The 19527-nt window shown below is 37.3% G+C and carries 10 protein-coding genes; all 10 read right to left on the bottom strand.

From position 1 onward, the window contains the following. Nucleotides 1–103: 103 nt before the first annotated feature. Complete coding sequence (locus H7U22_RS02270) at nt 104–3217, bottom strand: DUF6298 domain-containing protein (RefSeq protein ID WP_187069728.1); 3114 nt, start codon at nt 3215–3217, stop codon at nt 104–106. 279 nt (nt 3218–3496) lie between these two features. Beyond that, complete coding sequence (locus tag H7U22_RS02265; protein ID WP_187069727.1) at nt 3497–3799, bottom strand: GIY-YIG nuclease family protein; 303 nt, start codon at nt 3797–3799, stop codon at nt 3497–3499. 210 nt (nt 3800–4009) lie between these two features. Beyond that, nucleotides 4010–5647 carry a pectate lyase family protein gene (locus H7U22_RS02260; RefSeq protein ID WP_187069726.1) on the bottom strand — a complete coding sequence of 546 codons (1638 nt, stop codon included), beginning with the start codon at nt 5645–5647 and terminating at the stop codon, nt 4010–4012. Nucleotides 5648–5808: 161 nt separating this feature from the next. Next, nucleotides 5809–7464 (bottom strand): pectate lyase family protein, encoded by a 1656-nt coding sequence (locus H7U22_RS02255; protein WP_187069725.1) that lies wholly within the window; start codon nt 7462–7464, stop codon nt 5809–5811. Nucleotides 7465–7852: 388 nt separating this feature from the next. Then, nucleotides 7853–9706, bottom strand: a complete 1854-nt coding sequence (locus H7U22_RS02250) for a RagB/SusD family nutrient uptake outer membrane protein (RefSeq protein WP_187069724.1) — start codon at nt 9704–9706, stop codon at nt 7853–7855. A gap of 11 nt (nt 9707–9717) precedes the next feature. Beyond that, nucleotides 9718–9945 (bottom strand): hypothetical protein, encoded by a 228-nt coding sequence (locus tag H7U22_RS02245; protein WP_187069723.1) that lies wholly within the window; start codon nt 9943–9945, stop codon nt 9718–9720. Between the two features lie 150 nt (nt 9946–10095). Then, nucleotides 10096–12990, bottom strand: a complete 2895-nt coding sequence (locus H7U22_RS02240; RefSeq protein WP_187069722.1) for a SusC/RagA family TonB-linked outer membrane protein — start codon at nt 12988–12990, stop codon at nt 10096–10098. Between the two features lie 548 nt (nt 12991–13538). Continuing rightward, complete coding sequence (locus H7U22_RS02235) at nt 13539–14477, bottom strand: hypothetical protein (RefSeq protein WP_187069721.1); 939 nt, start codon at nt 14475–14477, stop codon at nt 13539–13541. Nucleotides 14478–14506: 29 nt separating this feature from the next. Continuing rightward, the gene (locus H7U22_RS02230; RefSeq protein WP_187069720.1) at nt 14507–16342 is read right to left on the bottom strand and encodes a RagB/SusD family nutrient uptake outer membrane protein; all 1836 of its coding nucleotides are present in this window, start codon (nt 16340–16342) and stop codon (nt 14507–14509) included. A gap of 27 nt (nt 16343–16369) precedes the next feature. Further along, the gene (locus H7U22_RS02225) at nt 16370–19498 is read right to left on the bottom strand and encodes a SusC/RagA family TonB-linked outer membrane protein (RefSeq protein WP_187069719.1); all 3129 of its coding nucleotides are present in this window, start codon (nt 19496–19498) and stop codon (nt 16370–16372) included. Nucleotides 19499–19527: the final 29 nt, after the last annotated feature.

Below are 19527 nucleotides of genomic sequence, written 5' to 3'. Positions count from 1 at the left end.
CAGAATCAAGAGACTTTTATCCCCAAAATGAGGCTTTTTCCTGCATCCAAAGGCGAGAAAACAAACTACTGCAAGTAGAAATATTTTATATTTAAAGTTCATGTTAAATTTTATTGATGATGATTACCTCGTCTCCTGATGCAGTTTTACTTATTTTGGCAACAGTTCCACCATTTATTTTTTCTTCTTTGATAACTTTTCCCGTTTTTGCATTTAACACTTTTAAATTGAATTTTCCTGTTGATTTACTTAAATCGAGGTTCATTGCTTCTGCTGATGAATTATACAAAATGTAAGCCTTACCAGCATTTTCTAAGCCGTATTGTTTTGCCGGTTTTCCTGCCGGAAGAAAAGGTTTCATTGAAGATGCAGAACTCAAAATCTTGCCATCAATTCCATCTACATTTGATAAAGAACCACCCGCCATTAAAATTGCCCAACCGAAACTATCAAAATTATCGCCAGAATACATCACAGCTTTTTCAGGAAATTTATTTTTGTATTCTGATACGGCATGATAAACTTCTTCGAAAGATGTTTTCTTTGGTTTTAGCAAACGGGCGTGTTGGCGAGGAGCCAGACTTAAACCTCCTTGCGGTGCATAAACTTTTCCATCAGCCTGATAATGCCAATACCTGATATCGATTAAATCGACAACAGTTGCCCGATTTGGGTCAGCAAGAATAGCATCCTGAACATCTTTGGTAACACTTAAACCAATAATCGGATGTTTACCTGTTTCCTTTTCCCATTCTTTAATGGTGTCAATCCAGAATTGAACAAAATGCAACGGACCAGTAAATTCAGCACCAATTAACTGGATTACGCCAGAATTTCCATCAAAATTTTCTAAACATTTTCTGATGTAAGCTTTATGTATCGCCATGCGATGTTCGTTAGTTACATCATAATATTGTTCTGCCATGAAAATACGTTTATCGCCAGCATAAGGCACAGGTTCAGGGAAACCGGTATTGTTTATATTGTTCGCTGTACGCCAGGGGAAATCGGCATAATGCGCTCCGGCTTCGATAATATTGTGTTGAAAATAATTTTCGTGGATTAAAACCAAACCTTTTTGGTCGGCCAGATTAGCGAATTGCTTTAACCTATCCCAATACCAAAGATTGTACTTCGTGATGTCGTATTTACTCAAACCATCCCAAGCTTTATCTTGTCCGCTACGGGCATAAGGCAACTCGTAAAAAGGTGCCCAAACTTCGCCATCCATTCGGCGAATCCGCTCGTGGTCATCTCTTCTTCTATCGTACCAAAGGCCATAATTGTGGTCTAACACTTTTACAGAACCATTTTTCATAGAATCTGTTATTTCATCCAAATCATCGGTTAAACCATTTCCTGCACGGCCGGGAACAAAACGCGTAACATGAAATTTGGTGTTTTTTAATCCATACGGACGAGCACTTCCGTTCCACCAAGGCACTTCCTGGCGGTTGCCGACAACGATTTCGTTACCACGAACCAACCAACCATTTTTAATGGTCATTGCACCTGCCATTTCAGGTTGAACAATTTTATCCAAACCAATTTTATCGATACTTTTAGCCTGATTAGCATCAAGCGAAATTCTATTTCTTTCCGTTGCCGAATCAATATATTCTGAAACCGTTAAGGCAGGTTTGTAAGCTAATTTGGTCAGTTTTTGGGCCACATCAACAGGTGGTGAGCTTGATGCTTCTGTTTCCATTGGTAGCACAAAAGCTCTGGAATCAATTTCGCTACCTAATCTATCTTTTAATTGTGCATAATATAAACTGCGGGGCTGAATTTGCTCGTTCGACATATCCCAATATCCGTTTCCAGAAAATTGTGCCCAAGTTCCGAAAGCCCAATTTTGAGCAGTTGGTGGCTGAAAATTATCTACTCTTGCTGAGCTACACTGCCAAAAAACGCTATTTGCAGTTGTCCAGCCTGCACCTTGTCCATCTTGTCCGCGGTTTAAATAACTTAATGCTTGTCCATCAATATTTACGATATCGAACAAAACGCCCGATGCCCAGCTATCGATTGCGCCACTAAAACTGAATGGCAAATAAGCTTGGCATTGAACGAAAACGTTCGGTCCGGGAGCACAAAAACCGACTGCAAAATCGTGGTAGCCATATTCTGAATACAATCTTTGAAAAAGCGTTTGCTGACCCGTAGTTAAAAAAGTATAGCGCCTTTCGCCACCGATTTCGGAAATTGGAGCCAGTGATTTACAATCTTCCACTGTAATTCTTTTTGCAGTTTCCAACACATTTACTGCAGAGCCTGCAAAATGCTCAAAAACCACCTGACGAACCCATCCATCTTCCACGTTTTCCAAACAAATGGCCGTCCAACGGTGGTATTCATCTTTAATATTTTCTTTGTGATAATCAGATTCGATTTTTAAATTTTCTACACCTGATTGTGCGATTCTTCCATCCCATGCATATTTTGAAACCGTTGCTCCACCATATTTTGAATCTAAAGCTGTGGTAATCGGAGCATCAAAAGTGATGGTCGAACCATTTATTGCTGTGATTTTTCTATCCCAATGGAGATCTCTTGTTCCAGGTTTCCAACCTAAAGCACTTTCTCCACCACCAAATTCTACAGTTTTAAGGGTTTCAATCCATTCTTTTGTTGATGGGCGATTGATGATGATTTTATCACCGACCTTAAAGCCAGCGATGTTTGATAGGGTTAATTTATTCGAGTTAACTGGAACATAAGTATCGTTTATAGCAATTGGAACTTCTTCTACCTTATTCTTTTTTCCCAAAATCCGGATAACGCCGATTCTATCTAAACCTGTGGCGAAAATTTTAGTTCCGTTTTCGCCCATTCCGCTACCACGAAGCACAACGCCAGAGGCTGACAGCTTTAAAGTTCCAGCAACTTCATATAATCCTTTTTCTAATAAAACTGCGCCACGTAAACCATCTTTTCCAATGGGTAATTTGGATACAAAGTTGATGGCGGATTGAATTCTTAAAGTGGCATCGCCTTTTGAAACCGGAACAATTACTTTAATTGTAGCATTTGGAATGGCTCTTTCACCTGCCATGTAACCTGCATAAGAAAAATCAGGAATACGGTTTCCCAGTTCATCGGGCGTGTAAGCCATTTTGCCATCTTTACCTTTGAAAATAGGTTTTGGAGGTTCGATGGGTTTTGTTTTTTGGGCAAAAGTAGTTAGCCCAGCTGATAGAAAGCATATTAAAAACATCAGCTTTGACAACTTTAATAGCGGTATGCTTAGAAAGTTGTCAAAGCTTTTTTGTAAGTGATATTTTTGGTTAGTATTTAACATTAATGTCTTTGTTTGTTTTATACGCTCCGTCATTGCGAAACCCTGGCTGTCATGCTGAGGCACGAAGCATCTGCAACTTATTAATTACTGTCTTTGCTTACCCTCTTCCTTTATGGCAGTAGTTCGTTAGCATTTCATTTTAATAGCTTGCAGATTCTTCATTACATTCAGAATGACAAAGTTGATTTTGTAATTTTATCTTTCAACTACTTCTTCATTCAAAAATCTCCAATTAGGATTTTCAATTTCAATGAGTTCATCTTTCTTTTTCCTTGTCCAGCCTTTAATTTCTTTTTCTCGTTCAATTGCATGTTCAATAAACTGATGTCTTTCATGAAAAACCAAATAGTGGCAATTGTATTTGTAAGTGAAAGCAAATTTATTTTCTTTATTCTCAATATGTTGGCTGAGCCTAATTTCTAAATCATTTGTTACACCAGTATATAAAACAGTTTTGTTTTTGTTTGTTAAGATGTAGACAAAATAATTATGGTTCATTGCTATATAATATAAGTTTCGTTTTCATCGTTTGAAGATTCTTCGTGCCTCAGAATGACAAAACCCTCACTGTCATTCTGAGGAACGAAGAATCCCTGACCTATTATTTACTGCCCTTTGCCTGCTCACTTCCGTATTTGGCTGTGGGTTATTTAAGTTTCGTTTTTCATCGTTTGCAGATTCTTCGTGCCTCAGAATGACAGTAGGAAACTAAGGCCTCACCTTACTCACATCCACTAAGCTATTTAAATAAACTTCGATATTAGAATAACCTGATTTCGAAATCTTTCCTGCATCCTTTGCATCTTTCGGGTTCAAACCATTTTTGGTTTCCCAAGCATCAGGAATACCATCACTATCCGAATCTACATAAGGTTTTCCTTTATATTCAGGATAACCACCAACTTGTGCAATATCAGAAATAATCCCTTTTTTATACGAATCGGCTGGCAAACGGCGCTTCACATAACTTTGAAAAGCCGGCAATTTCCCATCTTCAACATGCTGAATTTTACCTGTTGCCACTTGCTCAACAATCCGTTTATCAACTGCATCGCGAATGGGTAAACTTGCACCTGCATTTGCCAACACATAATCGTAAGCTTTTTTGGTATCAATAATCGAAATCTTCGACATTGGCAAAGGTTTGTCCGTACGAATCGAATCTAATAATTTTTGTTTATCGCGTTTACTTTCAGGCTGAACACCACCATCCCAATTATTTTTGGTTACTTTATCGTTACCCTCAATAATATTTCCGGTAACGTAAGCTCTTCCAAAATCATTGGTAAATTTTTTATCTCTACCCGATTCCGGTTTTAAAATACGATAAGAAATCGGTTCGCCTGCAGGAGTAATTGGTCCGGGTTTGTAATAATTGTTTACGAAACTGTAAAACGATGCATTGTCACCACCATCAGCACTTCTGTTCCACCAGTTGAAAATTACATTATTGGCAAAGCCAAAATCGCCGTACATGCCTACAGATGGGTTACGACTAATATTCGATGCCCAAAGGTTTCGCATGAAAGTAGAATTTAACCCACCAATCGTACTCCCAAAAGCATGATTGTAAGTATCCAAAGCCTCAGAAAAAATAGAGTTTTGAATGGTCACATTTACAGTTGGCAACTTAACAGGCTTTGAGCCATCTTTCGGGTCATACACGTGGCGATAAATCGACATATTTTCGTCCAAACCCCAGCTCGCCGAAACGTGGTCGATGATGATGTTTCCCACTGGATTACCTCCAATCGCATCATCTCTTCGCGTCACATCAGTTGCTCCACGACGAAAACGCATATAACGGATGACCACATCATGTGTATTAATCCACACCGATTCGCCCGCTACACAAACCCCATCGCCTGGCGCACTTTGACCAGCAATAGTAATGTAAGGTGCACGAATAATTAGCGGTGTTTTTAGTTTGATAATTCCTGAAACATTGAAAACAATAATTCTCGCTCCACCTTGTTCACAAGCTTCACGTAAGGTTCCTTTTCCAGCATCTTCCAGACTGGTTACTACATATATTTTACCACCGCGACCACCAAAAGAATAAGCACCACCACCTTCAGCGCCTGGAAAAGCAACCATTTTGGATTGAGGTAAATCGCTCGGTTTGGCTGCCCAAGGAATGTAGGGTTTGCCATGTTTTGCCTCTTCATCAACAAAAGATTTAACTTTCAAAAATTGAAGTTCAGACTTGTCTTCAATACTTTTTAAAAGAGAATCAGCTTTCTTTTCCATCGCCTCTGGAATAATTGGATATTGCGCAAAAGCAGAATTTCCAAAACCTAAAAAAGCAATAGTTGCTAAAACTAAGACATAAAGATATTTTTTCATGGAAAAAATTTGTTTTGTATTTGTTGTGAAACTCACGAACCTATTCATTGATTTTTTCAAGTCGTCATTTCGACCGCAGTGGAGAAACCTTTGAACTTTCATTCTGTAGCTTAAAGATTTCTCCATTATATTTTGCTTCAGTTGAAATGACTAAATGAACCTTAATTGGGTTTTACAATTGAAACTGGAACAACACTATTTAAATAAACTTCAATGTTTGAATAACCACTTTTAGTTATTTTTGAAGCATCAGAAGCATCATTAGGGTTTAAACCATTTTTCAATTCGTAAGCATCAGGCATACCGTCATCATCAGAATCTTTGTATGGCGTTCCTTTGTAGACTGGGTAGCCACCAACTTGAGAAATTTCGGTAATGATACCTTGTTTATAAGAATCTGCCGGTAATCTGCGGTGTTCAAATTGAAATGCAGATGGCTTAGCATCGGGATGAACTTCGATTTTTCCTGTTGTAACTTGTTTAACAATACGAGTATCAACAGGATCTCTTTTCGGTAAAGTTGCACCTGCATTTGCCAATACATAATCTTTTGCCTGTAGAGTTGGGATTATAGAAATCTTAGGCATCGGAAAAGCTTTGTTAGATCTCATCGCTGCAAAATATGGAGAAGCCTGTTGAAAATTCATTAAGCTTCCTTTTTTGTCTTCCAATTGTACACCACCATCCCAGTTGTTTTTAGTTACTTTTTCATTCCCGTCGATAATGTTTCCGGCAACATAAGCCCTACCGAAAACCACATAAGGCAATTTACTACGACCAGATTCTGGCTTTAAAATACGATATGAAATTGGATCCTTTAAATCGGTAACCGGACCAGGTTTGTAATAATTGTTAACGATATTATAAAGTGCGGTATAATCGCCTCCATCTGTAGAACGATTGTTCCAGTTGAAAACCACATTATTTGCGAAATTAAAAATTCCATTCCACCCGATTGATGGGTTACGAGCCCCATTATCTGCCCAAAGATTACGAACGAATGCGCAGTTTTCTCCGCCTAATGTAGAACCAAAAGCATGATTCCAATAATCCAATGCTTCAGAAAAAATTGAATTTTGAATGGTAATGTTAACCGTTCCCAACTTCTCTTCGGTTTTGCCAGTACTGTCATTAAACATATGGCGATACATCGACATATTTTCATCTAAGCCCCAGCTTGCCGAAACGTGGTCGATCATAATATTTCCTACCGGATTACCCCCAATTGCATCATCACGGCGACCAACAAAAGTTTCACCTCTACGGAAACGCATGAAACGAACAATTACATCATGCGTATTTAACCAAACCGATTCGCCGGCAACACAAACACCATCACCCGGAGCAGTTTGCCCTTCGATGGTAATGTATGGTGCACGAATCATTAATGGTGTTTTAATGCGGATAATTCCGGAAACGTTGAAAACGACAATTCTCGCTCCGCCTTGCTCACATGCATCACGCAAAGAACCGGGGCCACTATCGTTTAAGTTTTTTACAACGATAACTCGCCCACCGCGACCACCAAAGCTGTAAGCACCACCACCTTCTGCACCCGGAAATGCTAACAATTCAGATTGTGGCAAATCATTTGGTCTGGCTGCCCACGGAATATAAGGTTTTCCCTCTTTCTCTTCTTTTAAAATAATTGGCTTTGCTTTTTCCCAAGCCACATCAGATTGACGGTAAGCTTCTTTCATCATCGAATCGGATGATTTTTTAACGTCTGCAGGAATGTTTGGGTATTGTGCAAAAGTATAATTTGCCGAGAGTATTAATGCTGCTGATAACAACAGATTTAAAGTGGTTCTTTTCATTTGTGTTTTGCTCGTTGGGAAAGGCAATGAATTTAAGCGAATATTTTAAACAGATATAAATCTATATAAAAATATAAAATTGTGGCTCATTTCTATTGATATTCCGAGTTATTAATTTTGGTTAGAAAGTATATTATCTTTCAAATTTAAACGGTAAAAAAGGCTAATTACTGTATAATTTTCTCTAGCTATTGTACAATGTTATCAATTCAAAAAAATAGCTGTAACATTATAAACTCATTATCACAGCCATGTTACAAGATAGAAATAAAATTCATATATAAATGTAACATTCTTAAATAAAAAAGAGGAAGCAATTTCTCGCTTCCTCTAAACCAAATATAAAAAAATACAAAGCGCTGAGCGGGCGCTCTGAAAACATTAGATTCTATTTCAAGGGATCAAATGGCCCACCCCATGTATTATTTTGTTGTAGGTTAACATTGTTTTGAATTGCAGCTGTCGGGATTCCGAAGAAATACCCAGCAGGTTGATAAGCAATATTGTATGTATCCAAAACTTTAGTCGTTACCGTGAAGCTACTTGCGTAAAGTGCATCTAATGAAGCAGCTGCTGATGCATCTCTATTCGTTAAAATGTAATCTGTAGATGTTGCCGTATTTTTCAATAGGATCGTAATTGCACTTCTTCTCGTTCCATTTAATGTGCTTTCGAGTAATTTACGTCTTCTCAAATCCCAATACCTTTTACCTTCAAAAGCCAATTCAATTTGTCTTTCTTTCATAATTGCAGTAATCATTGCATCATGTCCCATGCCAGCAGTTAATCCATAAAGGCCATCTGCTCCAGCTTCTATTCCGGCTCTTTTTCTTAAGGCAATTAATCCTGCATAAGATTCATCCGCAGTACCCAATTTGCTTAATTCGGCTGCAGATTCGGCTAAATTTAACAATACCTCTGCATAACGGATTTCAATCCAGTCTGTTCCTGCATTTGCTACATTAGATAAGGTAAGTGCTGGATTAACGCCTTTTCTTAAATAGAAACCGGATGAACTTGCTGCAGATTCGGTAGATTTATTAACTGTGCCTCCTGCATTTGTATAATAAAAATAGGTCCATAAACGATAGTTTGGATTATTTAATAAGCCCCAAACCTGACCATTATAGGCAATTGTTTCTCCAAATCTTGGATCTCTATTTTTATAAAATGTTGCTAAGCTGTATGGGTATTTTGTTGATGCGCCAGTTCCTGTAGCTGGTTTTCCATCAAGCATTGGGAAAGCCAAACTAACATCATAAGTTGGAGCGAATGAACCTCCTGTTGTGCCTAAATATTTTGGACGGGCAGAGTTATCATAAGAATTTGGTGCTGCACCATTATCTGTAGTTTGAGTGTTATATTCTGTAACCAAAACAGCTTCAGGGTTTTGTGGCGAACCATCAGATTTACCGCCTTCAGTTGTCCACATGGTATAATCCCATTTAGCATATAAACCGAAACTATTTGCTGAAAGTATTGTTACGGCACTTTTATTTGCATTGTAAGCATCCTGCCAGCGAGACATATCGTTGTTTGGATTAAACTGTGGACTCGCATAGGTTAACAAAACACGACCAAGAAAAGCAGTGGCTGCGCCCGAGGTTATTCTTCCATAATCTAATTGTTGTGGCCATCTAACCGGGAGATATTTAATGCAAGAATCTAAATCACTTCTTATTAGAGCAAAAGTTTCTGTGGTGCTATTACGCGGTTTTAAAGCAGCCGCTTTAGCCTCATCACCTACTGCATCTAGTGGTGTAGTAATTAATGGAACACCACCATATAATTTTACCAATTCGAAATAGCGATAAGCTCTCCAAAAATATGCCTGAGCGGTAAAACGACGTTTTGTAGCCAATGCCATTGTACCTGCATTTACATCTCTAATAAACATATTTATGGTGCGAATTTTACCATAATTGTTTCCTGATGAATTCGATGTTGCAATATCTCCAACACTTTCCATAGTTAGGGTTCCTTGCACATAAGCATTACTTCCTTGAGTTTCTTCAGTTAAATTATAGGTACCAGCAGCACCAATAGCACCACCAGAATTACCAAACCAGCTTGGCTGATTTTGAGTATAAAGGTAATCCATACTCAATTTTGTAGTTGTAGAATCATTGTAAACCTGATCTGCAGTGAAGTTTCCGAGATCTTGTTTATCTAAAACTTTTTTACAGTTGCTTAATGAAAATATGGCTAAGCATGCTGTTGATATGATAAGTATTTTTTTCATGTCGATAAATGTTAAAATCCAATATTTAAACCAAAAGACCAAGTTTTAAGTGTTGGGTACGTGTATAAAGAAGTTGCCAAATCTCTATAACCATCTGGAAAAGGATTAATAAATTGAATAGGATTTGTAGCAACCGCGTAAACTCTCGCACTGGCAATACCAACTTTATTCACCCAAGTAGTTGGGATGGTATAGCTTAAGTTAAGACTTGTTACGTTAAAACTCGTTGCACGAACCAACCAAAAATCTGAGGTAACTTCAAAATTACTTCTGAAGAAAGGATTAGGATAAGTAGCACCAGTGTTGGTTGGTGTCCAATGATCTACCCAATATACTGCTCGGTTATCGTAAATTGATGCGCCAGTTGCCGCACTAGATTGATTTGCAGGTTATAAACCATCAATTGCTGTCCAACCTCCCCAAGACATGCCCATGATTACATTCATGTTGAAACCTTTATAGCCAACACTAAAATTTAATCCTAAACTATTGTGATTGCTCTGTCTTTTAGTGATGTAAGATTGATCTTTTGTATCAGTAGAGATGATACCATCACCGTTTACATCTTCATAATTAATCATACCTGGTTGTAACGCCTGACCAAATATTTTAACATTTTGTGCTCCACCAGCAGCAGCAGCACGTTGCGCAATTAGTGCATCGGCATCTGCCTGAGTTCTGATGATGCCTAAAGATCTATAGCCCAATACGCCTGCATCGCTAGATTGACCAGATAAATCTTGAACGGTTCCGGCGATACCTGATGATACATCGATTTTAATGTTCTTATTATCCATCCAAGTATAAAAAGGACTAAAGCTGTATGTAAAATCCTTACCGATATGATCTCTCCATCCTAGTGAAAATTCGTAACCGAACATATTTACTCTACTGTAATTTTCTGTTGGCACAGTACCGCCAATTGTTGCTGGTACTGAAGAACTTAGCGTGGTTAATAAATCGTAACCTTTGTTCCAGTAGTATTCGCCAGAGAACGATAAGCGATTTTTTAAGAAAGCCATATCCACGCCGTAATTGGTTTTTAAAACATGATCCCATGTTACAAACTCATTAGGGATGGCCACGTTTGGTCTGATGGCGATTCCTCTATCCCCTTCATTAAATACTGCACCACCGCTTGTTCCAGTACCTAAGTTATAATTTGCTTGATATTGATAAGGTCTTGTATTATCTGTACCAGTTAATCCGACAGAAACTCTAAATTTTAAAAGATCAACCCATTTGAAATTATCTGCTATGAAGGATTCTTTCGAAGCAACCCAACCAGCAGATACTGCTGGAAAACTACCCCAGTTACGCCCAGGTGCAAATCTCGAGCTTCCATCCGCACGATAAATTAATTGAACTAGATATTTGTTATCGTAATCATAATTTAAACGCGAGATAAAAGATTGAAAACCAAATTGGCTAACCATAGAAGATTGTGAAGAACTTTGCGCACCAGTTGTAAAGGTTTGATAATCTAAACCACCAGTAACTACACCTGTAGATTCTGCAGCAACACCTTCGCTATTCGTTTCTCTTTGTTCAAAAAGTGCTACGGCGCTGATGTTGTGTTTACCGAATGAACGGTCGTAGTTTAAACCTGCATCTAACTGATAACTATTTGCAAATGTAGGGGTTAAACGTACTTTGTCGCCATTAATTACTTTATAGGTTGCTAAAAGCGTTCCTCCAGGAATATGAGCATTTGCACCTGTTCCTGCATATTTATAATAAGTAAAGGTTGTTCCGAATTGTTTATTGTTAGCGCTATTTAAGTTTTTATTCATTGTTCCTGTAGCGGTTAAGCCTTTTATGCCAGGAATTTCGTAAGTAATTTTACCCAAAATATTGGTTGATGTACTTGAGCCACCAGTATAATTATTAGAATTCTGAATTTGGAAGAAGTTGATGTTATCGTTACCTCCAGTATTACTCCCACCTATTACAACAGGATTCCCATCAATAAAATATTCCTGCCAAGGCTGAATATTCTGTAAGGATGCAGCATCGTTATCTAAACTTTCTGATGTGCTGGTTAATTTGTACCAATAACTTCTGCTGTAATTAATGTTTGTATTTAAGGCTAATGATGTTGTTAATCCTTTAGCGGGCTTAGCTTCTACACTTGCTCTTAAACCATATTTATAAGAATTAATACCCTTGAAATTACTGTTTTGATTTACATAATCGCCACCTAAGAAATAGATTACTTTATCATTTCCACCGCTAACATTTAATGCAGAGCGAAAAACGTAAGCCGTATTAAATGCTTCTTCTAAATAATTATGGCTATGATCGGCAAAGTAAGCCAATTCATCTGGCGTGTACCAAACTGGGTTTCTTGTAGAGGCAATAGCTCCTGTTGCACCTGTAACTAAGAAACCATCCGCATTATAGTAATTGTTAACAGGCGTACCCGGAATAGTTTGTATGTAAGCCGAAGCTTGAGTATAATCATTTAAAAAATTACCCAACTGAGAAGAATTCATCATTTTGGGCAAAATAGTAGCGTTTGAAGTACCCAAAGATGTGCTGAAATTTATTTTCGGAGCACCTTGTTTCCCTCTTTTTGTACGAACGATAATTACGCCATTTGCACCTTGAACACCATAAATGGCTGCTTCAGCATCTTTTAAAACTGTAGCACTTTCAACCTCGTTAATATCCAACGCGTCGAAATCTGCTTGAGTTCTAATAATATCATCGATTACGAATAAAGGATTTGTTCCCTGGCCACCGTCTTTAGCAAATGCAACTGGGTTTCTAATGGTAATTGTTGTGCCTTGTCCCGGGCGTTGCGAACCGCCAGAAACACTTAGTCCTGGTGCAGTTCCTCTTAGTGCCGAAGTTAAGTTCAGTGCTGGAATGTCTTCAACTTTTTTCAATTCTATAGTAGAGATTGATCCCGTTAATGAGCCCTTCTTTTGTGTACCATAACCCACAATAACTACATCATCGAGGTTTTTGTTGTCTGAAACCAATTTTACGTTGATGTTGGATTGTGTTCCAACGGTAACCTGCTGCCTAACATAGCCGATGTATGAAAACACCAAAACATCGGTATTGGATTTTACCTGAATGGTAAAAACCCCATCGGCATTGGTACTTACGTTGCTCGGAATTCCTTTTAAGCTTACGTTAACGCCGGGAATTCCCGTTCCGTCTGATTGATCTACAACCTTACCCGTAACCTTCCGGTCTTGAGCAAAGAGTACTGTACTTACCAGTAACATGACCAGCAAAGACAATGAAATTTTGCGTAAAAATTTTAAGTTCATATTTATTATTTGGTTAGTTTTTTAATCCTCTCTAATAGTTGAATCAAATATTAAGTAAATCAGATTTTAATCTGCTCGATATTTAAAATCGCAATTATTTCCCTCTAATTCTGACTGCTAAAAAGTATTAAGTTTTTTTATTTGATTTCTTTTGAAATGGCGAGATTGTTAATCAAAAATTCATTTTAGAAAAACTCCATTATATGGAATCGAAAATTTCGGCTCATCTATAGTTTTGATTTCAGTAATTTTTTTTGGTTAGAAAGTATATTACAATTCAAAATTGCAATCAAATCACGGTGCTTTATTCTATAATTTTGGCTAGCTATTGTACGATATTATCTAAACCAATATAGTTTTACAGCAAATCAACTGATAATTTGAAAACAATGAAACAAGGTACAAATAAATTCATATATAAATAGAACATTCTTAAATAAAAAAATAGGTGAATTTTTAAAACAAAAAACGAGGCATTTTTCAATGCCTCGTTTAAGTAATTATGAATTTAAAATCTAACTTATTCTCTTTTACTCAAGCTAAGATTTTTAATTTTGAATTTTCACATCAACATTCATAAAAACACCTCTTGATGAATTATTGCTGGAAATAGAGTTTACGTAAAATGCACCATACTTACCTTCTGGAGTTAAGAAGTAAAATAAGCTTCCGGCAATTAATCCAGTTGTTATGGCTTTCACTGTGGGCTTAGCACTTTTTCCTGCTGTTAAAATCTGAGCTCCGGTTCTTAAATTTAAAAATGCTGATGCCTGCCCTGTTTTCGGAGCAGCCATTAAAGTTGCTCTTTTATTTGTCCATGTACTAATATCATAAGCAGTAAATGGAAGTGGATTAGCATCTAGAGCGTAAACATTATAAAAGTAACCATTGGCACTGGTTGCACCGGTTGCTGGTACTCGATAAATGCCTAAATCAATTTTATCGGTATTACTTTTACCATTTGCGTAACTAAAAAGCTGTCCATCAGTTAAGGAAATGTAAGAATTTGAAGCTTTGCCGATAGAATCAGGAATAAAGATTTCTCTTTGAGCCCAATACTTGTAGTCAGGAAGTACGTTCAAAGTAATTGTTTTATAACCATCCCCTAAATAAATACCGCCCTTATCTAAAGCCCATATTCTATACGAAATTTTACCAACGCGTGTATCCATTTTTAATTTTACTACACCGGTATATTTCTTTCTCTGCGTATCATCCAATGCAATTTTTGTAGGTATGGCAGAGGAAGTTTCAAAAATACAGGCAACATACATATCTGTTTTTGATGATTCTATTGTATACTCCAAATACACACTATCGCCCACATTTACATCTTTATAATCGGTTACTGCATAAGGACTCTTGGCTGAATAGGTAACGGTCAAATCAGAAAACATATTAAATATATTAGTTGTTTCTTTTTTGCAAGCGATAAAAAGGCATACCATCATGCACAATAGGCCTACATATTTTAAATTTCTTTTCATTTTGAATTTATTTAATAGTGAATATGTGGTTACAATGGATCAAAGGTGCCACCATCCCATCCGATGGTTTGATCTAATAAAGGACTGGAATTCATAAAGGTTGATGGTAAAGCATAGAAATAATAAGTATCCAATACACCAAAACCAGTAGCACCCAGATTTACATTAGATAATGTAAAGTATTTATCAAAAGTAGTGCGATCATTAACATTTATGCCTTCTCTAAAACGAATGCCATTTGTACCAACCGCTTCCAGCTCTGTTTTTAAAGCTGTAGACTTGATGGTCCATTGAACGGTTTGCATTTGGCCACTTAACAAATGATAACGACGTGTTCTTCTTAAATCGAATGATCTTTTGCCTTCGAAAGAGAATTCTACCATACGTTCGTTCAAAATTAAATCACGCATAAGCTCTTTAGAAGTGGCTAAATCCAAACCGTAGTTTTTAGTACCCGGCAGTATGCCTGCTCTCACTCTAATTAATTTAATTAAATCTTTCGCTTCTTGCAGGTTTCCAATTTCGTTTGCGCATTCTGCATAATTCATAATTACTTCAGCAAAACGTAATTCTACCCAGTCTAAACCATTTCCACCGAAATCATTCGCATTAATAACAGATCCTTTGGCTAAATCAGGGTCGCAGAATTTTTTTAGGTAGAAACCTTGTGGAGATGCTTCGGTAATTCCTCCATTATAGCTCCATTGTTTTCTAGATGCTGATCCACTTAATTTCCAGGTACTGCCATTGTAAGCAATTGTAGCATCTAAACGTGGATCGCGATTTACCCAAAAAATAACAGGATCGTAGGTAAGTGAACTCGGCTGACCAACAGGTACTCCATCCTTCATTGTATAAGCGTTTACAAGTTGCAGTGTTGGTGTAAAGGCCGATGCATTTCCCCCTTCTTCGGTTGGTCTACTTTTCTGCTCTACATTTTGGCCTCTTTTTGATAATTTACTTGAATAAGAACGTACAATAATAGCTTCAGGATTTGCTGTTCCTTCTTTAAGGAAGATATCAGAATAGTTTGGCAATAGTGATGCGCCTGCTGCTTTACAAATATCATAAGCTTGTTTATTTGCATCGTAGGCTTTTTGCCATCTGGTTTGATCAAATGGGTGAGCTGGATTATTTAATGGATTAAACTGTGGACTTGCCCAATACAACAGTGCTCTTGCTTTAAGTGCCGCTGCTGCTTGGCGAGTAAACTTACCTCTTTCAGTAGCATCTACCCAAGTTACGCCGTTAAGTAACTTCATTGCAGAATCCAAATCGTTAACAATAGCCTGAAAACATTCTGAAGCTTTTGCACGTCCAGAAAGTTTTATATTATCAGGGTCTTGAGGTTCTAAAACCAATGGTACACCACCATAAAGCCTTGTTAACTGAAAATAGCTAAAAGCTCTTAGCGCAAAGAATTGGCCTCTTAGTTTATCTTTTGAAAGTTGCGAAAGTGTTCCATTAGGGATTTCCTTTAAGGCTGTGTTGCAGCGAGATATATCGAAATATCTATTATCACCTTTATTGCCTTGATACTTTGTAGCAATAAACTTTACGTCATTTGAGGTTAATATGCCGTTTACACCAATGGCCTTACGCATAATAGCTTCCGAAGATGAAAATTTATCTTCATCGCTGGCATAAATTACATTATCGGCAGTTATTTCATAAGGGTAATCTGGCATCGTAACATCGTAGGTATCGTTTAAAAGAAACTGGATAGAACCTTCGTTATCCCAAATGCGTGAGTCCATTCCGTTTCGATCTTCTAAATCGAAGAAGTCTTTTTTGCAGGACGAAAAAAATATAAGGAGCATTGACATCATTCCGATTACCAATACTGATTTAGTTTTAAAATTCATTTTTAGCTTGATTTAAGTTAAATACCATTACAGGCTTACATTGATACCTACTGAAATTGTTCTCAGCGTTGGATAATCATATATTGTTGATGAATACGGATCTTTATAATCTAATGGATTAACAATTGTCCACAAATTGTTTCCCGTTAATACAAATCTCGAATCTGCTATACCTAACTTATTCATAAAACTCTTAGGCATTTTATAAGTAAGCGTCATATTGTTTATTCTAATCATTGTACCGCTTCTTGCCCAAAATGTAGAATTCCAGCCTGCGGCGATAGATGGATCATCAAAACGCGGAAACTCTGCGCTTGTGTTGTCTGGTGTCCAGTGATCTTTCCAATAGGCAGGTACGTTAACTGTTGTACTTGCCGGTGCTTTAGATTTAGTATCGAAGAATGCTTTGCCACCAAAACGAGTAACAAAATTGGTATTTAAACTAAATGATTTGTAAGTAACCCCAACGTTAAAGCCCATCCCAAAAGAATTTAGAGATTTATACATAATCGTTTGATCTTTTTCGGTGATTTTACCATCTCCATTGATATCCTCATAATATAGCCAACCCACCTGTGGCACAGAACCATTGATTGTATAGGTTGGATATTTATTTAGCAAGGCATCAACCTCTCCTTGCGTTCTTAACATTCCTTTAGAAATAAGCCCGTAGTTGGAAGAATTATAAATGTTTGGGTTTGTACCTACTTGATATTTTAAATCTGGATACGTTGTATCCCACAGCTGAAATTCATTGTAGAACATTCTGTCGATTCGGCTGTTGCTAAACCCAAACATAACATCTGTAGATAAGCCCCAATCTTTGCCAAATTTAGTACGGTAACCCATCGAAATTTCATGCCCCCAAGCAGTTCTTTCTTGATAATTAACAATTGGAGCTTCGAAACCAGCATACATAGGGAAGTTTTCATTGTTTCCCTTATCAAACATATCGTAAGAATACCTGTGATAAAACTCGTAGGTGATGTTAAGTTTGTTGTTAAATAAGGTTGCATCTAACCCTAAGTTCATTGTTCTCGATTTTTCCCAGGTGATATCTGGATTTGGCAATATTGATGGATTTATACCGCCATAAAGCACTTCATTGTATGAATAACCGTTAGGATCAACTTTATAGCGAGATTGCCATAACCTTGCATCAACACGGCTTTCCCCTACCAAACCATAATTGGCACGAACCTTTAAGTTGTTTACGAATTTTACATTTTCCTTAAAAAAAGTTTCTTGACTAATTACCCAGCCTAAACCCAAACTTGGGAATAGACCCCATCGGTTACCAGGCGCAAAATTTGATGAAGCATCAAACCTACCGATTGCTTCTAGCAAATATTTTTTGTCGTAATCATAATTAAAACGCGTAATATAAGATCTTTGAACAGCCTCACCAAAGGTATTCTCCTGCATTGTAAAAGTAGATTGATCGAACCCCCAATATTCCTTAACATTAGGTAAAACCTGATTTCTCCAATAAACAGAAAGTGATTCGCTGTTATTTTCAGACTGATCGAAAGCCGCCAAAGCACTTACAGAGTGTTTGCCAAATTGGCGACTATAATTTAATGAACCAATGGCTTGGTAGCTAGAACCAGAGTCGTTTCCTTTTAATAAAAGGGTATTTGCTAACCCAACTGCGGTTATTGTTGCAGTAGATTCATTGGTGTACAAAAGCCCGTTTTGGCCTGTCATTTTAAAGTTGTAGGTAGTGTAAGGTGGAATATATTGGCCACTACTACCGCTGCGGTTGTTTTTACCAAAGCGAACACTCGCAGTTAAGCCTTTAATAAAACTTGGAGTATAGTTTAAGGCTGCATTAATATTTAAACCTTGAGATTTAGTGAAAATATTATTTCCCGAATTTATAACAGCCAGCGGATTTGTGTTTCCGTTATAATTAACCGGCTTCCCATCAATTTGAATTGGCACCCATAATGGAGTGGTAATCAACTGCTGAAAAAAGGCCTGATCATTCTCGCCACCATTTTTATAGGTATCGCTATTTTTCTTGTTAAAATCGGTATTTAAAGTAACATCTGCCGTTAAACCTGGCAAAATTTTAGCATTCATACCAGAACGAAAAGCATATTTATTATAGGTAATACCTCCATAGTTACCGGTTTCGTTATAATAATTTCCTCCGGCGAAGAAAGTAATGGCATCAGAACCACCAGAAATATTAATATTATGTCTGTTTGTTGAAGCAACTTTCCAAAGTTCCTCAAACCAGCTTTTATTTGGGTTATTTTTTAAAACCTCCAAATCTGCATCTGAAAATAATGAAGAAGTAGGTGCATTTTTAATTTTGTTCGCATCGTTTAATAAAGTTGCGTGCTCAAATGCGCTAAGCATTTTAACCTCACTGGTATTATCTTGAAAACCAGCGTAACCTGTATAACTAATTTTAGGTTTGCCTAATTTTCCTCTTTTTGTAGTTACTAAAACTACACCCTTGGCTCCAGAAGCACCATATATGGCTGCAGATGCATCTTTTAGAAATGAAATATCTTCTACCATAGAGATATCGATATTATCAAATTCATCTCTAGTAACCGTTATACCATCAATTACATACAAAGGCTCTGAGGTAACTCCGTATAACTGAGATTGCTCCGAAGAGGTAGAATTACGAATGTTTAAGGTAATGGATGATCCTGGTTTACCTGATACGGTATTTACGCCCACGCCCGGAAGTCTGTTTCTAAGCGCTGCAGCAATATTGGCAACAGGTAAGTCTTGGATTTCCTCTGCCTTGATATTGGCAACCGAACCTAAAATTTCTGATTTCTTTTTGGTTCCATAACCTACAACAATAACTTCATCGAGTCCGTTAGAATCTTCTACAAGGTTTACCTCAAGCGTGGTTTTACCTTCCAGTACAATTACCTGCCTTACGTAACCCACATAAGTAAATACAAGCGCATCGGTTGATGGATCTGCAACTAATGCAAACTCGCCCTTATCATTGGTGCCTACATTGTTGGTTTTTCCCCGAATGCCAACACTGGCACCAGGGATAGGCTGGCCGTCTTTTTTATCTACTACTCTACCTTTTATTTGTCTCTGTTGTGCAGAAACCGCAAAAAAAGCAAATAGCATGACCATTAACGCCCATGAGAAGCGTAAAAATTTAAAATTCATAATTTATTTGGTTAGTTTATCTGATTAGT

It is taken from the genome of Pedobacter fastidiosus (assembly GCF_014306625.1).
GTDB lineage: Bacteria > Bacteroidota > Bacteroidia > Sphingobacteriales > Sphingobacteriaceae > Pedobacter > Pedobacter fastidiosus.
The sequence above is the reverse complement of the archived record's forward strand: the minus strand, read 5'-3'. Positions and strand labels throughout refer to the sequence as shown.

Bases quoted from the DNA above. Each gene is read 5' to 3' on its own strand.
- H7U22_RS02270 (WP_187069728.1), bottom strand. From the start codon at position 3,217: ATGTTTTTAATATGCTTTCTATCAGCTGGGCTAACTACTTTTGCCCAA.
- H7U22_RS02265 (WP_187069727.1), bottom strand. From the start codon at position 3,799: ATGAACCATAATTATTTTGTCTACATCTTAACAAACAAAAACAAAACT.
- H7U22_RS02260 (WP_187069726.1), bottom strand. From the start codon at position 5,647: ATGAAAAAATATCTTTATGTCTTAGTTTTAGCAACTATTGCTTTTTTA.
- H7U22_RS02255 (WP_187069725.1), bottom strand. From the start codon at position 7,464: ATGAAAAGAACCACTTTAAATCTGTTGTTATCAGCAGCATTAATACTC.
- H7U22_RS02250 (WP_187069724.1), bottom strand. From the start codon at position 9,706: ATGAAAAAAATACTTATCATATCAACAGCATGCTTAGCCATATTTTCA.
- H7U22_RS02240 (WP_187069722.1), bottom strand. From the start codon at position 12,990: ATGAACTTAAAATTTTTACGCAAAATTTCATTGTCTTTGCTGGTCATG.
- H7U22_RS02235 (WP_187069721.1), bottom strand. From the start codon at position 14,477: ATGAAAAGAAATTTAAAATATGTAGGCCTATTGTGCATGATGGTATGC.
- H7U22_RS02230 (WP_187069720.1), bottom strand. From the start codon at position 16,342: ATGAATTTTAAAACTAAATCAGTATTGGTAATCGGAATGATGTCAATG.
- H7U22_RS02225 (WP_187069719.1), bottom strand. From the start codon at position 19,498: ATGAATTTTAAATTTTTACGCTTCTCATGGGCGTTAATGGTCATGCTA.